This is a genomic window from Pseudomonas sp. FBCC-B35, from assembly GCF_059133755.1.
The window spans coordinates 1,773,911-1,788,356 of the sequence record NZ_CP101439.1 but is presented as its reverse complement, the minus strand read 5'-3'; the positions used below and the strand labels follow the sequence as shown (position 1 = coordinate 1,788,356).

Below are 14,446 nucleotides of genomic sequence, written 5' to 3'. Positions count from 1 at the left end.
GAACTATTTTGTTACACAGCTTGGAATATGCCTACAGCGTAATTCAGGCCTTCCTACGACCTAAATGCTGTGCCAAAGGGACCATGTAGACCGGCACCGGCGAAAGCTGTAGCAGTCTGACCGCGGTCCTACCCAAGGGCACGTCCACGCCGGCCCCGGCGCTGTGGCTGCCGAAGACAAGCAAGTCGGCGCTCAGACGCTGCGCCTGATCCAGGATCACTTGCGCAGGGTCGCCCTGGCGTACGCGTACCGCCTTGAGCACTGCCAGATCGGCTTGCTCCCCCAGCTCTTCTCGAAAATTTTCCAGTACACGCTGCTCGATGTTGGCCATTACCGTGCCTACGCCCTGGCTGTGCAGCTGATCAAGGGTGTGTTCATCCAGGTAACTTTGCAGGAGGGATTCAGCAAACTGGCCCATCGGTTCGACCGCATGAATCACGTACAACTCGGCACCGAATGTGCGCGCCAACGCAAGCGCATGCTGCATCACGAATGGCGCATAGACGCCGAGGTCTGTGGCGTACAGCAGAGAGCGGATCATTCGACCTCCTCGACTGCCATGGCGGCAGGGCAAGCTTGAGCTTAGCAGCGCATCAGCGCCTCGCTTGCCCAGGCTGATGCATGACTGCGCCTAGCGCATGGTCCCTTCACTGCGTTTACCGAGGTACGTCAGCGACTGGTACAACATCTCCATGCGGGGCAAATGGCAACCTGCCGCCTGGACGCGGGCCAGAGGTGCTGCATAGATGGCTTCTATTTCGAGCGGCCGATGGTGAACATGGTCGTGGTACATGCTGGGCCAGTAATCCGGCATGCGCTCGGTCATGCTCAGCAGCTGCTGGGCGTAGCCTGCGGGCATGGCATGACCACAAGTGGCGGCGCCCCCTATCACCTCCTCCATCAAGGCTTGCACCAGCGTGCGAGCATGGCTGTCGCCCAGCAGCTGGGCCGTGCTGGCATCGAGCAGCACTGACAAGCCGTTGAATGGGACGTTCCAGACCAGCTTCTGCCACCGTGCGCCAGCCAGATCAGGCATGCCGACGGCATTCACCCCCGCAGCCTGGAACAATGAAACCCCCTGCTCCACCAGGCGGCGTCCGCCATCGCTACTGGGGCCGCTGTGGTAACCCAGGTTCACGGTGCCTAACGCCTGATGGCGAATCACGCCGGGCGCCTGGCGGTCGGCGCAGACGAAGCACAACCCGCCAAGCAAGTGCATGTCAGCACGAAGCAACGGGCGCAGTTGCGCTTCGACATCCAGTCCGTTCTGCAGCAGGACCACGTTCGCATCCGGTGCAGCGGCCTGCACGATCAGCGGTGCCAGTTGAGGGTTGCCAGTGGCTTTGGCACCTATCAATAGCCAATCGCACGGCGGCATTTGCGCGGCGTCGGCGTAGCAATTCACGTTGCCATGCAGCTGCCCATGGACAGCACTGTGTACGGTCAGCCCATGCTGACGGACCGCTTCGTACTCGCTTCTGAGCAAAAAGTGCACATCGAAGCCGGCCTTTGCCAGCAACAGCCCGTAAAAGCCGCCTATGGCGCCACTGCCGATGATGCCAATCCGGGGGTTGCGCGCGCGCATGCGGTTCTCCTTCTCATGTCAGGCTGTTTTCACACCGGTCAAGCACCTTCGCGCAGGTCAATGTTCGCTGTCCACCCCGCCACCCGGAAAAACCCCGTCTGCGCGGGGCAATGCCCATTGTGGCGCAAACGCTAACGCGCTAAGGTTCGGCTCCCCGCTGCGATTATTCTTGCTGCTGGGCCGCACGGGGATAGCTGGCGGCCGGCACCCGTGACCTGACGAGTAACACGATGGCTGATTTACCGATCGATGACTTGAACGTTGCATCCAACGAGACGCTGATCACCCCCGACCAGCTCAAGAAGGAAATTCCCCTTAGCGCCCAGGCCCTGCAGACCGTGACTGCTGGCCGTGACGTGGTGCGCAATATTCTCGATGGCAAGGATCACCGCCTGTTCGTCGTGGTCGGCCCTTGCTCCATCCACGACATCAAGGCCGCGCATGAGTACGCAGAGCGCCTTAAGGCCCTGGCCGAAGAAGTGTCGGACACGTTGTACCTGGTCATGCGTGTATATTTCGAGAAGCCGCGTACCACTGTGGGCTGGAAAGGCCTGATCAACGACCCCTATCTGGACGACTCCTTCAAGATTCAGGATGGCTTGCACATCGGTCGCAAGCTGCTGCTGGACCTCGCCGAAATGGGGCTGCCCACAGCCACTGAGGCACTGGACCCGATTTCCCCTCAATACCTGCAGGACCTGATCAGCTGGTCAGCCATCGGTGCACGTACCACCGAGTCGCAGACCCACCGCGAAATGGCCTCGGGCCTGTCGTCGGCTGTCGGCTTCAAGAACGGTACCGACGGTGGCTTGACCGTCGCCATCAACGCCCTGCAGTCGGTGTCCAAGCCGCACAGGTTCCTTGGGATCAACCAGGAAGGTGGCGTTTCCATCGTGACCACCAAGGGCAACCCCTACGGGCATGTCGTGCTTCGCGGCGGCAACGGTAAACCCAATTACGACTCGGTCAGTGTCGCCCTGTGCGAACAGGACCTGGCCAAGGCCAAGATCAAGGCCAACATCATGGTCGACTGCAGCCATGCCAACTCCAACAAGGATCCGGCATTGCAACCGCTGGTGATGGAAAACGTGGCGAACCAGATTCTGGAGGGCAACCAATCGATTATCGGGTTGATGGTCGAGAGCCATCTGAACTGGGGCTGCCAGTCCATTCCCAAGGACTTGTCGCAGTTGCAGTATGGCGTCTCCGTGACGGACGCCTGCATCGACTGGTCAGCGACTGAGAAGACGTTGCGCAGCATGCGCACGAAGTTGAAGGACGTACTGCCTCAGCGCAATCGCGCCTGAGACCTCAAGGGGCCATCCAGGCCCCGTTGCCCGAAGCAGTGGTCACACCTTGCTGGCGTGACGCTGCTGACGCTCCATGTAACGTTCCACGTACGAGCACGAGGGTATCACCGTGTAGCCCATCTGCTCGGCATACTGCAGCGCGCGCTCGGTCAGGGCAGCGGCGATCCCACGTCCGCGCAAGGCGTTGGGTACGAACGTGCGGTAGATGTCCAGCGTCTGCTTACCCAAGTCCATGTAGGTGAGGTAGGCACGATGACCGTCCACGTTGGTCTCGAACTGATGACCCGCCTGGTCATGGTGGATGGTCAGCGCTTCGCTCATCACTACTCCTTGCGGGCCTTTCCGGCAGACCCTTAGCCTGATCGATGGTCAATACCCGGCACACTTGGCACATGCATCATCTATTGCGCGTTGGACCGCTGGACGTCTGCGTTCGTTCGGGCTTTCTGTAAACCCACATACTAGGCGCATACCCGTGGATTGCTCAAGTGAAGCGCTTTGAATGAATGCAAGCTACCAACCGCTTACGCTGTTAAGTGTGACGTTAGCTTTGCCGACAAATGATGTACGACTAAGACGCACAAAGACAGTAGAAGTCACCCTTAGTTCAACACGAAAGTTGCCGTTAGTGTCGTGTTGCACCGCTGCCTCGGGGCTGGGAGCCACTGGCCAGTGTGGGCGCAGACACTGCGCACTGTTTTTTTTGCAGTTCTTGCGTTCAGTCAGTTTACTTACTACAAGTAATGGGTACTATGTACGCCGGCCAGTTTCTCTTTTCTGAGAGATGGCTCATTAATAGAAAGTCCTTGAAGGGGAACACGATGAACAACGTTCTGAAATTCTCTGCTCTGGCTCTGGCCGCAGTTCTGGCTACCGGTTGCAGCAGCGTCTCCAAAGAAACCGAAGCTCGCCTGACTGCAACCGAAGACGCAGCAGCCCGCGCACAAGCTCGTGCCGATGAAGCCTACCGCAAGGCTGACGACGCACTGGCAGCCGCTCAGAAAGCTCAGCAGACCGCTGACGAAGCCAATGAGCGCGCACTGCGCATGCTGGACAAAGCCAGCCGCAAATAATAGTCCTTCGGGGCTGTTATCAAGCCGACCCCCTTGGGGGTCGGCTTTTTTTTGGTTTCGAAATCGCACGTTGGCGCGATGCGCCGCCCAAGACGCCTGGTGCGCCTTGGCAACGCCGTTCGCACAGCGGGTTACTGCATCTCCTCTGGAAGCGTCGAGACCATGGGTGTGGCGCCCTGATTGTCGACGGGCACGGCAATCTCCACCGGCATACCGTCTTCAGCAGCCACGACATCGCGGACCATGTCCCAGTTCATGCGCAGGTTATTGGCCAGGTCTTCGCGCTTGAGCAACGCGTTGATGACCGCCGTATGCTTGTCGACCACCGACGGATTGCCCTGATCATCCAGCGGCGTATGGGCTTCGAGGTATACCTTGCCCCCGCTCAACCCGAACTTGTACGGTTCGTTGATGATGCGAACCGGCGTACCCACTGGCACCATGCCCGACAGTTCCAGCACATTGTTGTTGAGCATGCGGAAGCAGCCATGGCTGGTACGCATGCCAATCCCGAATTTCTTGTTTGAGCCGTGGATCAGATAACCTGGTACGCCCAGGGTGAACTTGAAGGGCCCGAGCGGGTTGTCCGGGCCGGCCGGAACCACGGCAGGCAAGATGTCGCCATCGGCCGCATGTTCGGCCCGAATCGACGCCGGCGGCGTCCAGGTAGGGTTTGGCGTCTTGGCGATGATCTTGGTATTGGCAATTGGCGAGCCCCAGCCTTCGCGACCGATCCCCAGCGGGAAGGTGTGCACGACATTCTCGCCCTTGGGGTAATAATACAAGCGGTATTCGGCAAGGTTGATGACGATACCTTCGCGAGGGCCCGGTGGCAGGATGTAGCGCGTGGGCAAGATGATTTCGGTGCCGGCGCCAGGCAGCCAGGGATCGACGCCCGGGTTGGCGGCGATCATCTCCAGATAGCCCAGATCATTGGCCGTACCGATATCGGCGAATGTATCCTCGTACTTGGCCTTGATCACATGCACCTGACCGACGATGTCGTCCCCAGGTGGCGGCAGTGGCAACTCCAGTGCGACAGTGGGCCCCGCTACCAGCAAGGCGGCCAGGGACAGGCTACGAGTGACGGCGGGAAAGCGCGGCAACATCCGGTAAATCCTTTGGAAGGTGGGACGAAAGCCATGATTGTACACCCCCGCCCCAAGCAGCGGGAGGCACCCGGAGCCCGACACGGTTACAGATGATGAAAGGTGCGCGCCTAGACTGCCTGCAGCTGGGGCCAGATCGGCCGCATGCCCCGCCGTTGCGCGTCCAGAATGGCACGGCACAGCTCGCACAGTCGGGTATCGCGATAGATGGTGCGTGGTACGCCGGACCAGCGGGGGTGCGCGGGCAATAAACCCCCGCACAATGTTCTGTCTACCGGCACGCCGAGTTCGAGCTGCCGCGCGACCAGGTGAACGCGACTTTCCTGGCAGGCGAACAGGTCAAGCTGTTCGTCGGGCTCGATCAATTGGTAGGCGAAAAGGGACCAGGCAGGGCGCGGCATCGGGGGTACTCGGAACGGGGGGCGCAACATTAGCCCAAACCCGCCCCCGTTTAAAGCGTCAGAGCAACGGTTTAAGCACCGGCCAGGCATTTTCCAGCAGCCGCTGCTGGGCGCCCTGGGCGGGATGGATGCCGTCGGCCTGCATCAACTCAGGAACGCCCCCTACCCCTTCCAGGAAAAACGGCACCAGGGCCACCTGCTTGTCCTTGGCCAGCTCCTCGTACACCTTGGCAAAGGCCGTGGTATAGCGAACACCATAGTTGGGAGGCAGCTGCATGCCCAACAGCAGCACCTTGGCACCTGCCTGGCGCGACTGATCGACCATTGAGGCAAGGTTTTGTCGCAATTGCGCTGGCGGCTGCCCGCGCAACCCATCGTTGCCTCCCAACTCCAGCACCACCACCGCCGGCTTGTGCGCCGCCAGCAACGCAGGCAGCCGCGCTTGCCCGCCGGCGCTGGTGTCGCCACTGATCGACGCGTTGACCACTTTGTCGTCGAAACCTTCCTGGCGCAGGCGGGTCTGCAACAAGGATGCCCACCCGTAGCGGGTATCCAGGCCAAAACCTGCGCTGATACTATCACCGACAATCAGCACCGTTCCCGCAGTCGCGCTCTGGGCCAGGCAATACAGGGCCAGGCCGGCACTCATCAACCACATTCGCATCGGATTCTCCATGGGCCCCAGCATGCTCGTTGCGCAGCACCTTAGCAAAGTGGTCACCAGCGCGGAAGGTGAACTCACCATCCTGCACCCCCTATCGCTAGAGCTGGCCGCGGGGGACAGCCTTGCCATCGTCGGCGCCTCAGGTTCAGGCAAGTCGACCCTGCTTGGGCTGCTGGCCGGGCTTGATCAGCCCAGCGAAGGTTCGGTGACGCTCGCCGGGCACGACCTTGGCGCGCTCGATGAGGACCAGCGGGCGCGCATCCGGGCCGAGCACGTGGGCTTCGTGTTCCAGTCATTCCAGTTGCTCGACAGCCTCAATGCACTGGAAAACGTGATGTTGCCGCTGGAACTGCATGGCCGCGCAGACGCGCGCGATCACGCGCGCGCTTTGCTCGAACGCGTAGGCCTAGGGCAACGGCTGAGCCATACGCCGCGGCAACTGTCGGGCGGTGAGCAACAGCGGGTGGCCCTAGCCCGAGCCTTCGCCGCTCAGCCCGCCGTGCTGTTTGCCGACGAACCGACGGGCAACCTCGACAGCCACACGGGCGAGCGTATCAGCGACCTGCTGTTCGAGTTGAATCAGGAGCGCGGCACCACGTTGGTCCTGGTAACCCACGACGAGCGACTGGCGCACCGTTGTCACCGTCATATCCGCCTGGACGCGGGCCAGTTGGTCAGCCCCCTGGAGGCCGGATGAAGGGCATGCCGGCGTCGCGCCTGCTGGGGCTGGCCTGGCGGCAGCTGCTGCGTGATCTCAGGGCCAGTGAAGTTCGGGTGTTGTTCTTCTCGCTCCTGGTCGCCGTAGCGGCCAGTACTGCCATCGGGTATTTTGGCGCACGGCTCAACGGTGCCATGCAATTGCGCGCCAGTGAGTTTCTGGGCGCCGACCTGGTGCTGCAAGGCAGCGCCCCAGCGGCGGCGTCACAAATTACGGTAGGCGAGGCCTTGGGGCTGCATCACGCCCAAGTGGTCGAATTCACCAGCGTGGTCGGCGCAGATAACGGTATCCAGCTCGCGGGGGTAAAGGCCGCCGATAACGCCTATCCATTGCGTGGCCAGGTGCGCAGCGCCGCCGAGCCTTATGCCGAGGAAAACCCAGGCGGCGGGCCGGCAGCCGGCGAGGTGTGGGTAGAGCCCCGGCTGCTGGCGGCATTGGGCATGAACATCGGCGACAGCATCGATGTGGGCATGAAGACCCTGCGCATGAGCCGCGTGCTGACCTATGAACCGGATCGGGCGAACAACTTCTACAGCCTGACCCCACGGGTGATGATGAACCTGGCGGACCTGCCGGCGACCGGTGTGATACAACCCGGCAGCCGCGTGACTTACCGTGACCTGTGGAGCGGCCCTGCCGCGGCATTGGCGCAATACCGTGCCAGCGTCGATAACACGCTTTCGGCCAGCCAGCGGTTGCGCGACACCCGCGATGGCAACCAGCAAATCGGCGGCGCACTGGGCAAAGCCGAGCGCTACCTGAACCTTGCCAGCCTCGTTGCAGTATTGCTGGCCGGTGTCGCCGTGGCGCTGTCTGCCAGCCGCTATGCCGCCAGGCGCCTGGACGCCAGCGCCCTGCTTCGTTGCCTGGGACTGTCGCGGCGCCAGGCACTGCTCCTGTACAGTTTGCAGCTGGCCATGCTCGGGTTTGCAGCGGCGATCGTGGGGGCCGCAGTAGGTTGGCTCGCGCAGCTGGGTTTGTTCGAGCTGCTGCACGGATTACTGCCCAGCGACGTACCGCCAGGCAGCCTGTGGCCGGCCTTGGCTGGAATCGCCACGGGCCTGGTCGCGCTGACAGGCTTTGCCCTGCCGCCGATTGCAGCTTTGGGTAAAGTGCCCCCGTTGCGGGTGTTGCGTCGTGACTTGCTCCCTGTCCCTCCCAGCAGCTGGCTGGTCTACGGTGCAGCCTTGTTCGCCCTGGGTCTTATCATGTGGCGGCTAAGCCTTGACCTGCTGCTGACCTTCGCACTCCTGGCAGGTGGCCTGGCGGCGGCCCTGGTCCTGGGCGGGTTGCTGTGGCTGGGTTTGCGTAGCCTGCGTCGGCTCCTGTCAGGGGCGCCGTTGGCCTGGCGGCTAGGGCTGGGCCAGCTGCTTCGCCACCCCACGGCCGCCGCTGGGCAGGCCCTGGCCTTCGGGCTGATCCTGCTGGCCATGGGCCTGGTCGCGCTGCTGCGTGCAGAGCTGCTCGACACCTGGCAGGCACAGCTGCCTGAAGACGCCCCGAATTATTTCGCACTCAATATTCTGCCTGACGATCAGGATCGCTTCGCCCAACAACTCAAACAGATCAACGCCGCTGCTGCTCCTCTGTACCCGGTCACCCCGGGGCGGCTGATCGAGATCAACCAGCAGCCCGTTCAACAGATCGTCACGAAGGACTCCGCAGGCGAACGCGCCGTGCAACGTGACCTGAGCCTGACGTGGGCGGCGCAGTTGCCTGACGGCAACCAATTGACCGGTGGCCATTGGTGGCAAGGGTCACCAACCGATGTCGAGGTACCTGGCGTATCGGTAGAGGCCCAGCTCGCCGAAAGTCTTCAGCTGAAGTTGGGCGACACACTCACGTTCGATATTGGTGGCCAGCAACGTCAGGCCAAGGTGATCAGTCTGCGCAGCGTGCATTGGGACAGCTTCCAGCCCAACTTCTACATGATCTTCCAACCCGGCACATTGCAAGGGCTGCCTACGACCTATCTGACGAGTTTTTACCTCGCCCCCGGGCATGATCAGGAGATCGTCGCCCTGTCACGCGCATTTCCTGCGGTGACCATCCTCCAGGTCGATGCATTGCTCGCCCAATTGCGCAGCATACTTGCCCAGGTCACGCTGGCAGTAGAGTATGTGCTGCTGTTCGTACTGGCCGCGGGATTGGCCGTTTTGTTCGCAGGCCTTCAAGCCACCTTGGATGAGCGCATTCGCCAAGGTGCGCTCTTGCGTGCCCTGGGAGCCCAACGCCAGTTGCTGGTCAAGACACGGCGCATCGAATTCGGCTTGCTGGGGGCTTTGAGCGGTTTGCTGGCGGCGCTAGGGTGCGAGCTGATTACCTTGGTGTTGTATCACTACGCCTTCGCACTGCCCTGGAGCCCGCACCCGTGGTTGCTGCTCATGCCCGTCGCAGGCGCGCTGTTGGTAGGCTGCGCGGGTGTGCTCGGCACTCGCCGCGCACTTGATGCCTCACCGCTCACCGTCCTGCGTGAAGGGTGAAGCCAAGGCGGTCCTGCGTGACTCGGGACCGTCTTGCCGACGTGCCAGGCTTACGGCGAGCAGCTGCCCAGGCCGTGCTTCTCCAAATACCGCTGCTGGTCTTGGTCAGCCACCTGAAGGTGCGATGCCCCCTGGCTCGATCCCGATGTGTTCATGAAGTTGTTCGATATGCTCAGGGCGGATACCGCAGCACCCGCCTATGATCGTGGCGCAGGTGAAAGGCGCCACAGCATAACTGTTGGCCGTCACGATCCGCGCCGGCGCTTATGAACATCTAATGCGCCTGGAGCACGTGCTCTGGGGGCTCGATCAGCCCAAACGCCAACCGTTCCGGCTGCCTGAAGGGGGTTCCGCTGCGCTTGAGCACCTGCTCCATCCCACCGTCAAGCAGGTGATTGCGATAAGCCATTTGCATTGGTGACAAGCGCCGAGGGCGAAGGTCGCCAAGCCTGACGCACCTGGCGCCTGCGGGTTGGAGAAGCCTCGCAGATCACCAGGCTGTCGAACGAGTACCACGCCTGTGAAACGGCGGTGAACGGTTGGCTGAAAAAGCGTTGAAAAACTACGCGGCCTTGCAACCCAGGCTGCGCATCAAATCGCGGGTTGCGTCGAGAAAGACGTCGTTGATCGCCTCGGCACACTCTGGCGTCAAGCGGCTTGAAGGGCCTGACAGCACCAATGCACCGACCAGTTCATCGCCTGCCCCGTAGACGGGAAAGGCTACCGAAGCCGCATGCGGGTCCGTGGCCCCCATCGAGAAGAACGGCTTCTGCATGGTGATGCCGCTGGCAAACGGTGTACGCAAGGCCTGGGCGCCGGCCGCATCGTCCATCGGACGCATATCGCCAGGTTGAACGTGCATGCGTAGGCGATGGGGGGAGTTCACCCGGTACTGACACATGCGGTAGGCGCCGTGGCGCACGTAGAACGACGCCGTTTCACCCGTACGCTCGGCCAGAAGGTGCAGCCTGGGCATCACGTGCCGCTCCAGATCGATACCCTCTTCGTACACGGCGTTAAGCCGCATCACTTCACTGGCCAGCTGGTAGCGACCGTCGGCCATGCGGTTGACATAGCCGTGATTCTCAAGCGAAACCATCAGGCGCATGATGGTACTTTTGATCAGCCCGGTACGCTCGACGAGCTCGACGAGCGTCAGCGCCGTGTCCCCCACCTGAAACGCAGAAAGTACCGTCAGCACGCGGTCGGCCGAAGCCACTCCATTGACCGCGGGACGCGGCCGGACATTTACCATCGAGAGTTCCTCACCTGTGAATGATGCAAGTCATTGTCGGCATTGAAAGCGCCCATTATCTGGCAATGCCCTGACGACCGCCATCACAGCTGACCGCGTCGATTGGGTAGTTGCGCAATCTGCAGCCAGTCGTCCGGGGCTTCTTGCAAGCATGCGGACGCACCATGAACTCGGCCAAGGCCATGACGTGGCTCAGCTGCACGGACCATTCACCGCTGACTCCAGTGCTTGATCCAGTGCTTGAACATGGCGCATCTGGGCGGTTAACGTCTGTAGCCTCCCGGCTACCCTGTGCCACCTCCCCGTGCGCGCAGCGACAATGTTGGCCGGGTTCGGATATGGAAAAAAGCAAACATGGCGACTGACCTCATCACCGAAGCAGGCTACCAAGCCCTGAAAGATGAACTGGACTGGCTTTGGCGCGATGAGCGACCAGAGATCACGCGCAAAGTGACCTGGGCGGCGTCACTGGGCGATCGCAGTGAAAATGCGGACTACCAGTACAACAAGAAAAGGTTGAGGGAAATCGACCGACGTGTCCGCTACCTTCGTAAGCGCATCGAGAACCTGCGCGTGGTGCCCTACTCGCCCGCGCAGGAAGGAAAAGTGTTTTTTGGAGCATGGGTGACCATCGCCAACGAGCACGACCAAAGCAAGCGGTTCCGAATCGTTGGCGCGGATGAAATCTACGACCGCAAGGACTTCATCTCCATCGACTCACCGATGGCCCGGGCCTGCATAGGCAAGTGCGTCGGGGACGAGATCATGGTGCGCACACCCACGGGAGAAGCCTACTGGGACGTCACCGACATTCAATACGATGCACACGAAGCCGCGCCACGATTCGTCAAACCCTGATCGCTTTGCACCGTCGCAGGAGACGGCAGACTTTCAGCGTGCCGTGATCAGCCCTTGGCGCGCGATACGGACCAGATGGCCGATCACTTCGGCCGAGGCCTCGGGCGCGGGCGCTTGAATCACGGCAAGGTCGAACCGGTCATTGGCGTACTGGGCGAAATGCTCGCCGGTCTCGGCAAACTGGATCAGGAATGCACGGGCCTGGCCTCGTCGACGAGACAAGCCTTCTAGGTGGCGCAAAAGTGTGGGCTGGTGCGCCCCCCCAAGCAGGATGCGCGGGGTGCGCGACGCCTGACTGACAGGCAGAGGGCTTAGACAGACACTGGTACGTGGGCAACTCATGGTGAATTCTCCGCCTCGCCAATCTCGCTGGGCAGCGGTGGGAGGCGTCACCGAACCAGCGCTTTAGCGGTATTTCGGGACACCCCTCGGGCGTCTCTGCGCCCCGCAAGTAGCTGTTTAAATCGGCGCAGGCGTCATGCTAGAGCGATTGAACCGAACATGCAAGCGCACGATTCTGGCCAATTGCCCGCCTCGGTGCAGCCTCGCTTAGTGCTTGCCCTTGGGCTCCAGCACCCGCCGCTCCCGATTGAACGCCAGGAAGTACTTGTTCACGCTGTTGACGAAGTTGACCGGCCCCATGCCCACCTGCTCCATGGCGATGCGTTCGGTCTGGAAGAACCATTGGTTACCGTTTAGCCCACGCTTGCGCGCTTCGGCGCGCATGGCTTGCACGCGCTCGGGCCCCAGGTTGTAGGCGGCCAACACGAACGCCATGCGCTCACGTTCATTGATGCGGGGGCTGGAGAAGAACTTGCGACGGATCAGGGCCAGGTAACGCGCACTGGCCTGAACGTTGCCGTCCACCGTCTTGATGTTACTGACCCCGACCCGTTGGGCAGCCGCCGGCGTGATTTGCATTAACCCGTGTGCGCCCCCTCCCCCCCGCGCGGCCGGGTTGAGGGTCGACTCCTTGAATGCCAAGGCGGCAAGGTTGAGCCAGTCGATCTGCTGCGCCTGGCCATGCTTTTGCAACACGGCGCTGACCGAGGCCAGCCGTTGACGGTCCTGGCGGGCGAGCGGGTTGTGTACCCGGTACTGACGCCGATAGATGCGTTCGAATGCTGCATCCTCGTTGTCAGGGGCGCGATAGTTCTGTAGGAAGCGGTCGACCGATGCCTGCAACTGCGGCGAGTCACGACCAACGTACCAGCGCATGGCTTGCGAGGGCCCCAGGTGCACGCGCAGGTTGACACGCAGCTTTGGCATGACCTTTGACCAGCGGCGGGCGATCGGCTGTTCGACCACGGTCAAGTGATAGATACCGGCCTGGACCATCTCCAGCACATCCTCGATCGCCAGGGTCGGATCGACCCACTCCACCTTGACGGGGGGACGCTTGCGCAGGGCCAGACGCTGGTTCAGTTGCTCGATCAACGGGCCCGCGGCACTGGCGCTGGTCAGCGCGATGGTGCGACCTGACAATTGTTCCGCCTGGCTGAAGGTGCGCTCCCCCTTGCGCCCAACCAACACCAGCGCCACCTGATCACGCACCGGGGCAGTTGCTACTACGTTACGCACCGTAGCAGGATCGAGCAGTTCCCCTGGCGCGGCCAAGTCGCCCTCGCCCCGGCCCAGTGCGCCCAGGAGCTGCTCCTTGGCGCGTGGGATAAGTTTGAGCTCGATGCGCTGGCTGTCCTCTACCCGGGCATTGAGAAAGTGCTCGAGCGCGCGCAGGCGGTAGTACTCGACGCCCACGGGCTCGCCTTTCACTTCGCCGGAGCTGTTGCGGCTTTGATTGACCAGCACGCGCAAGACCTTGCTGCTGCGGATGTGCTGGAGATCGCGGGCATTGGCCGGCGCAATGTGATACTGCGGGCCCGGTGGGCGTACCTGCGTCTGCGCTTGGCTGGCCAGGGGCAGCCCCAACAGCAGCATGAACATGAGCCAGTAGCGTGGCATTCAAGGTATCCGTCGTGAGTGGTTAGCCAGCATGACGTTCGCCACGTTAGGGCTTGAGGTCAAAAAGACCATGCCCTGGACTTGAAGTTCTTGGACAGCCGTTAGGCACGGGCTTTTGCTATGCTGGCGTCCCTGCGGCACGAGGTAGCACCATGCAATTGATCGACATTGGCGTCAACCTGACCAACAGCAGTTTCGATGGCCGCCAAGCGGAAGTGGTCAACCGCGCCTTGGAAGCGGGCGTCGAGCAAATGGTCCTGACAGGCACCAGCTTGCCTGTAAGTGAACAGGCCATTGGCCTTTGCCAGCAACTGGACAGCGCGCAAAGTCACCTGTTCGCAACGGCTGGGGTTCACCCGCACGATGCAGACAGCTGGAACAGCCAGAGCGAACAGCACATGCGCCACCTGCTTGTCGAGCCGCGGGTGCGCGCCGTGGGCGAATGCGGCCTGGACTTCAACCGCGATTTCTCTCCACGCCCTGCGCAGGAGAAGGCCTTGCACGCCCAGCTGGCATTGGCCGTGGAGTGCCAACTTCCGGTGTTTCTCCATGAGCGCGACGCCAGTGAGCGCCTGCTGGCCATCCTCAAAGAGTATCGCGATCACTTAAAAGCAGCCGTGGTCCACTGTTTCACCGGGGAACGTGCTGCGCTGTTCAGCTACCTTGACCTGGACCTGCACATCGGCATCACTGGCTGGATTTGTGATGAACGGCGCGGGACGCACCTGCATGGATTGGTGGGCAGTATCCCCACCGGCCGCTTGATGCTGGAGAGCGATGCCCCCTATTTACTGCCGCGCAGCCTGCGCCCCAAGCCCAAGAACGGGCGTAACGAGCCGGCGTACCTGCCTGAGGTCCTGCGAGAAGTGGCATTGCACCGCAGGGAAACCCTGCAAGATATCGCCGCGCACACTACTGCCACGGCCAAGGCATTCTTCGAATTGCCGTCGCAATCCTGATATCTCTTGATACATATCAACACCCCTCGAGTCGCCGCGGACACAATGATGGCACCTTGCCAATATTGT

The 14,446-nt window shown here is 61.8% G+C and carries 16 protein-coding genes; 6 read left to right on the top strand and 10 right to left on the bottom strand.

Annotation, left to right across the window (positions count from 1 at the left end):
• Window positions 1–43 precede the first annotated feature (43 nt).
• Window positions 44–541, bottom strand: coding sequence for a universal stress protein (locus NMB38_RS08050; RefSeq protein ID WP_104926060.1), 498 nt, complete (start codon window positions 539–541; stop codon window positions 44–46).
• 90 nt (window positions 542–631) lie between these two features.
• Window positions 632–1,585 (bottom strand): putative 2-dehydropantoate 2-reductase, encoded by a 954-nt coding sequence (locus NMB38_RS08045; protein ID WP_110606824.1) that lies wholly within the window; start codon window positions 1,583–1,585, stop codon window positions 632–634.
• A gap of 230 nt (window positions 1,586–1,815) precedes the next feature.
• Between NMB38_RS08045 and NMB38_RS08040 the strand changes: the two genes are divergently transcribed.
• Entirely contained in the window at window positions 1,816–2,892 is a 1,077-nt protein-coding gene (locus NMB38_RS08040; protein ID WP_027914602.1) for a 3-deoxy-7-phosphoheptulonate synthase, read from the top strand.
• Window positions 2,893–2,934: 42 nt separating this feature from the next.
• Here NMB38_RS08040 and NMB38_RS08035 read toward each other — a convergent pair whose 3' ends face one another.
• Window positions 2,935–3,216: a GNAT family N-acetyltransferase gene (locus tag NMB38_RS08035; protein WP_023536046.1), complete on the bottom strand. Its 282-nt coding sequence runs from the start codon at window positions 3,214–3,216 to the stop codon at window positions 2,935–2,937.
• Between the two features lie 500 nt (window positions 3,217–3,716).
• Here NMB38_RS08035 and oprI point away from each other — a divergent pair, with 500 nt between their 5' ends.
• Window positions 3,717–3,968 (top strand): outer membrane lipoprotei OprI, encoded by a 252-nt coding sequence (gene oprI, locus NMB38_RS08030; RefSeq protein WP_003259780.1) that lies wholly within the window; start codon window positions 3,717–3,719, stop codon window positions 3,966–3,968.
• Between the two features lie 131 nt (window positions 3,969–4,099).
• On the opposite strand, the gene NMB38_RS08025 is transcribed toward oprI, so the two are convergent.
• From NMB38_RS08025 to NMB38_RS08015, 3 genes are all read right to left on the bottom strand, one after another.
• Window positions 4,100–5,077 (bottom strand): L,D-transpeptidase family protein, encoded by a 978-nt coding sequence (locus NMB38_RS08025; protein ID WP_027914601.1) that lies wholly within the window; start codon window positions 5,075–5,077, stop codon window positions 4,100–4,102.
• 110 nt (window positions 5,078–5,187) lie between these two features.
• Window positions 5,188–5,478 carry a hypothetical protein gene (locus NMB38_RS08020; protein WP_027914600.1) on the bottom strand — a complete coding sequence of 97 codons (291 nt, stop codon included), beginning with the start codon at window positions 5,476–5,478 and terminating at the stop codon, window positions 5,188–5,190.
• A 58-nt stretch (window positions 5,479–5,536) separates the two neighbouring features.
• The gene (locus tag NMB38_RS08015) at window positions 5,537–6,142 is read right to left on the bottom strand and encodes an arylesterase (protein ID WP_027914599.1); all 606 of its coding nucleotides are present in this window, start codon (window positions 6,140–6,142) and stop codon (window positions 5,537–5,539) included.
• A 10-nt stretch (window positions 6,143–6,152) separates the two neighbouring features.
• Here NMB38_RS08015 and NMB38_RS08010 point away from each other — a divergent pair, with 10 nt between their 5' ends.
• Entirely contained in the window at window positions 6,153–6,839 is a 687-nt protein-coding gene (locus NMB38_RS08010) for an ABC transporter ATP-binding protein (protein ID WP_028686934.1), read from the top strand.
• A complete protein-coding gene (locus NMB38_RS08005; RefSeq protein WP_110606826.1) occupies window positions 6,836–9,343 on the top strand; it encodes an ABC transporter permease in 2,508 nt (835 codons plus the stop codon). The genes NMB38_RS08010 and NMB38_RS08005 overlap by 4 nt, the downstream gene beginning before the upstream one ends.
• 105 nt (window positions 9,344–9,448) lie before the next feature.
• Here the strand turns inward: NMB38_RS08005 and NMB38_RS08000 are convergent, their stop codons facing one another.
• Together NMB38_RS08000 and NMB38_RS07995 are read right to left on the bottom strand one after the other, a co-directional pair.
• A complete protein-coding gene (locus NMB38_RS08000) occupies window positions 9,449–9,571 on the bottom strand; it encodes a homocysteine S-methyltransferase family protein (protein ID WP_367850524.1) in 123 nt (40 codons plus the stop codon).
• Between the two features lie 334 nt (window positions 9,572–9,905).
• Window positions 9,906–10,598 carry an IclR family transcriptional regulator gene (locus NMB38_RS07995; RefSeq protein WP_023536058.1) on the bottom strand — a complete coding sequence of 231 codons (693 nt, stop codon included), beginning with the start codon at window positions 10,596–10,598 and terminating at the stop codon, window positions 9,906–9,908.
• A 354-nt stretch (window positions 10,599–10,952) separates the two neighbouring features.
• On the opposite strand from NMB38_RS07995, the gene greB reads away from it, so the two are divergent.
• Window positions 10,953–11,456 (top strand): transcription elongation factor GreB, encoded by a 504-nt coding sequence (gene greB / locus NMB38_RS07990; RefSeq protein ID WP_049696270.1) that lies wholly within the window; start codon window positions 10,953–10,955, stop codon window positions 11,454–11,456.
• Window positions 11,457–11,489: 33 nt separating this feature from the next.
• On the opposite strand, the gene NMB38_RS07985 is transcribed toward greB, so the two are convergent.
• The gene (locus tag NMB38_RS07985; RefSeq protein WP_027914594.1) at window positions 11,490–11,798 is read right to left on the bottom strand and encodes a hypothetical protein; all 309 of its coding nucleotides are present in this window, start codon (window positions 11,796–11,798) and stop codon (window positions 11,490–11,492) included.
• A 207-nt stretch (window positions 11,799–12,005) separates the two neighbouring features.
• Window positions 12,006–13,418 carry an MltF family protein gene (locus NMB38_RS07980; RefSeq protein WP_196110614.1) on the bottom strand — a complete coding sequence of 471 codons (1,413 nt, stop codon included), beginning with the start codon at window positions 13,416–13,418 and terminating at the stop codon, window positions 12,006–12,008.
• 152 nt (window positions 13,419–13,570) lie between these two features.
• On the opposite strand from NMB38_RS07980, the gene NMB38_RS07975 reads away from it, so the two are divergent.
• Window positions 13,571–14,377, top strand: coding sequence for a TatD family hydrolase (locus NMB38_RS07975; RefSeq protein ID WP_196110613.1), 807 nt, complete (start codon window positions 13,571–13,573; stop codon window positions 14,375–14,377).
• Window positions 14,378–14,446 lie beyond the last annotated feature (69 nt).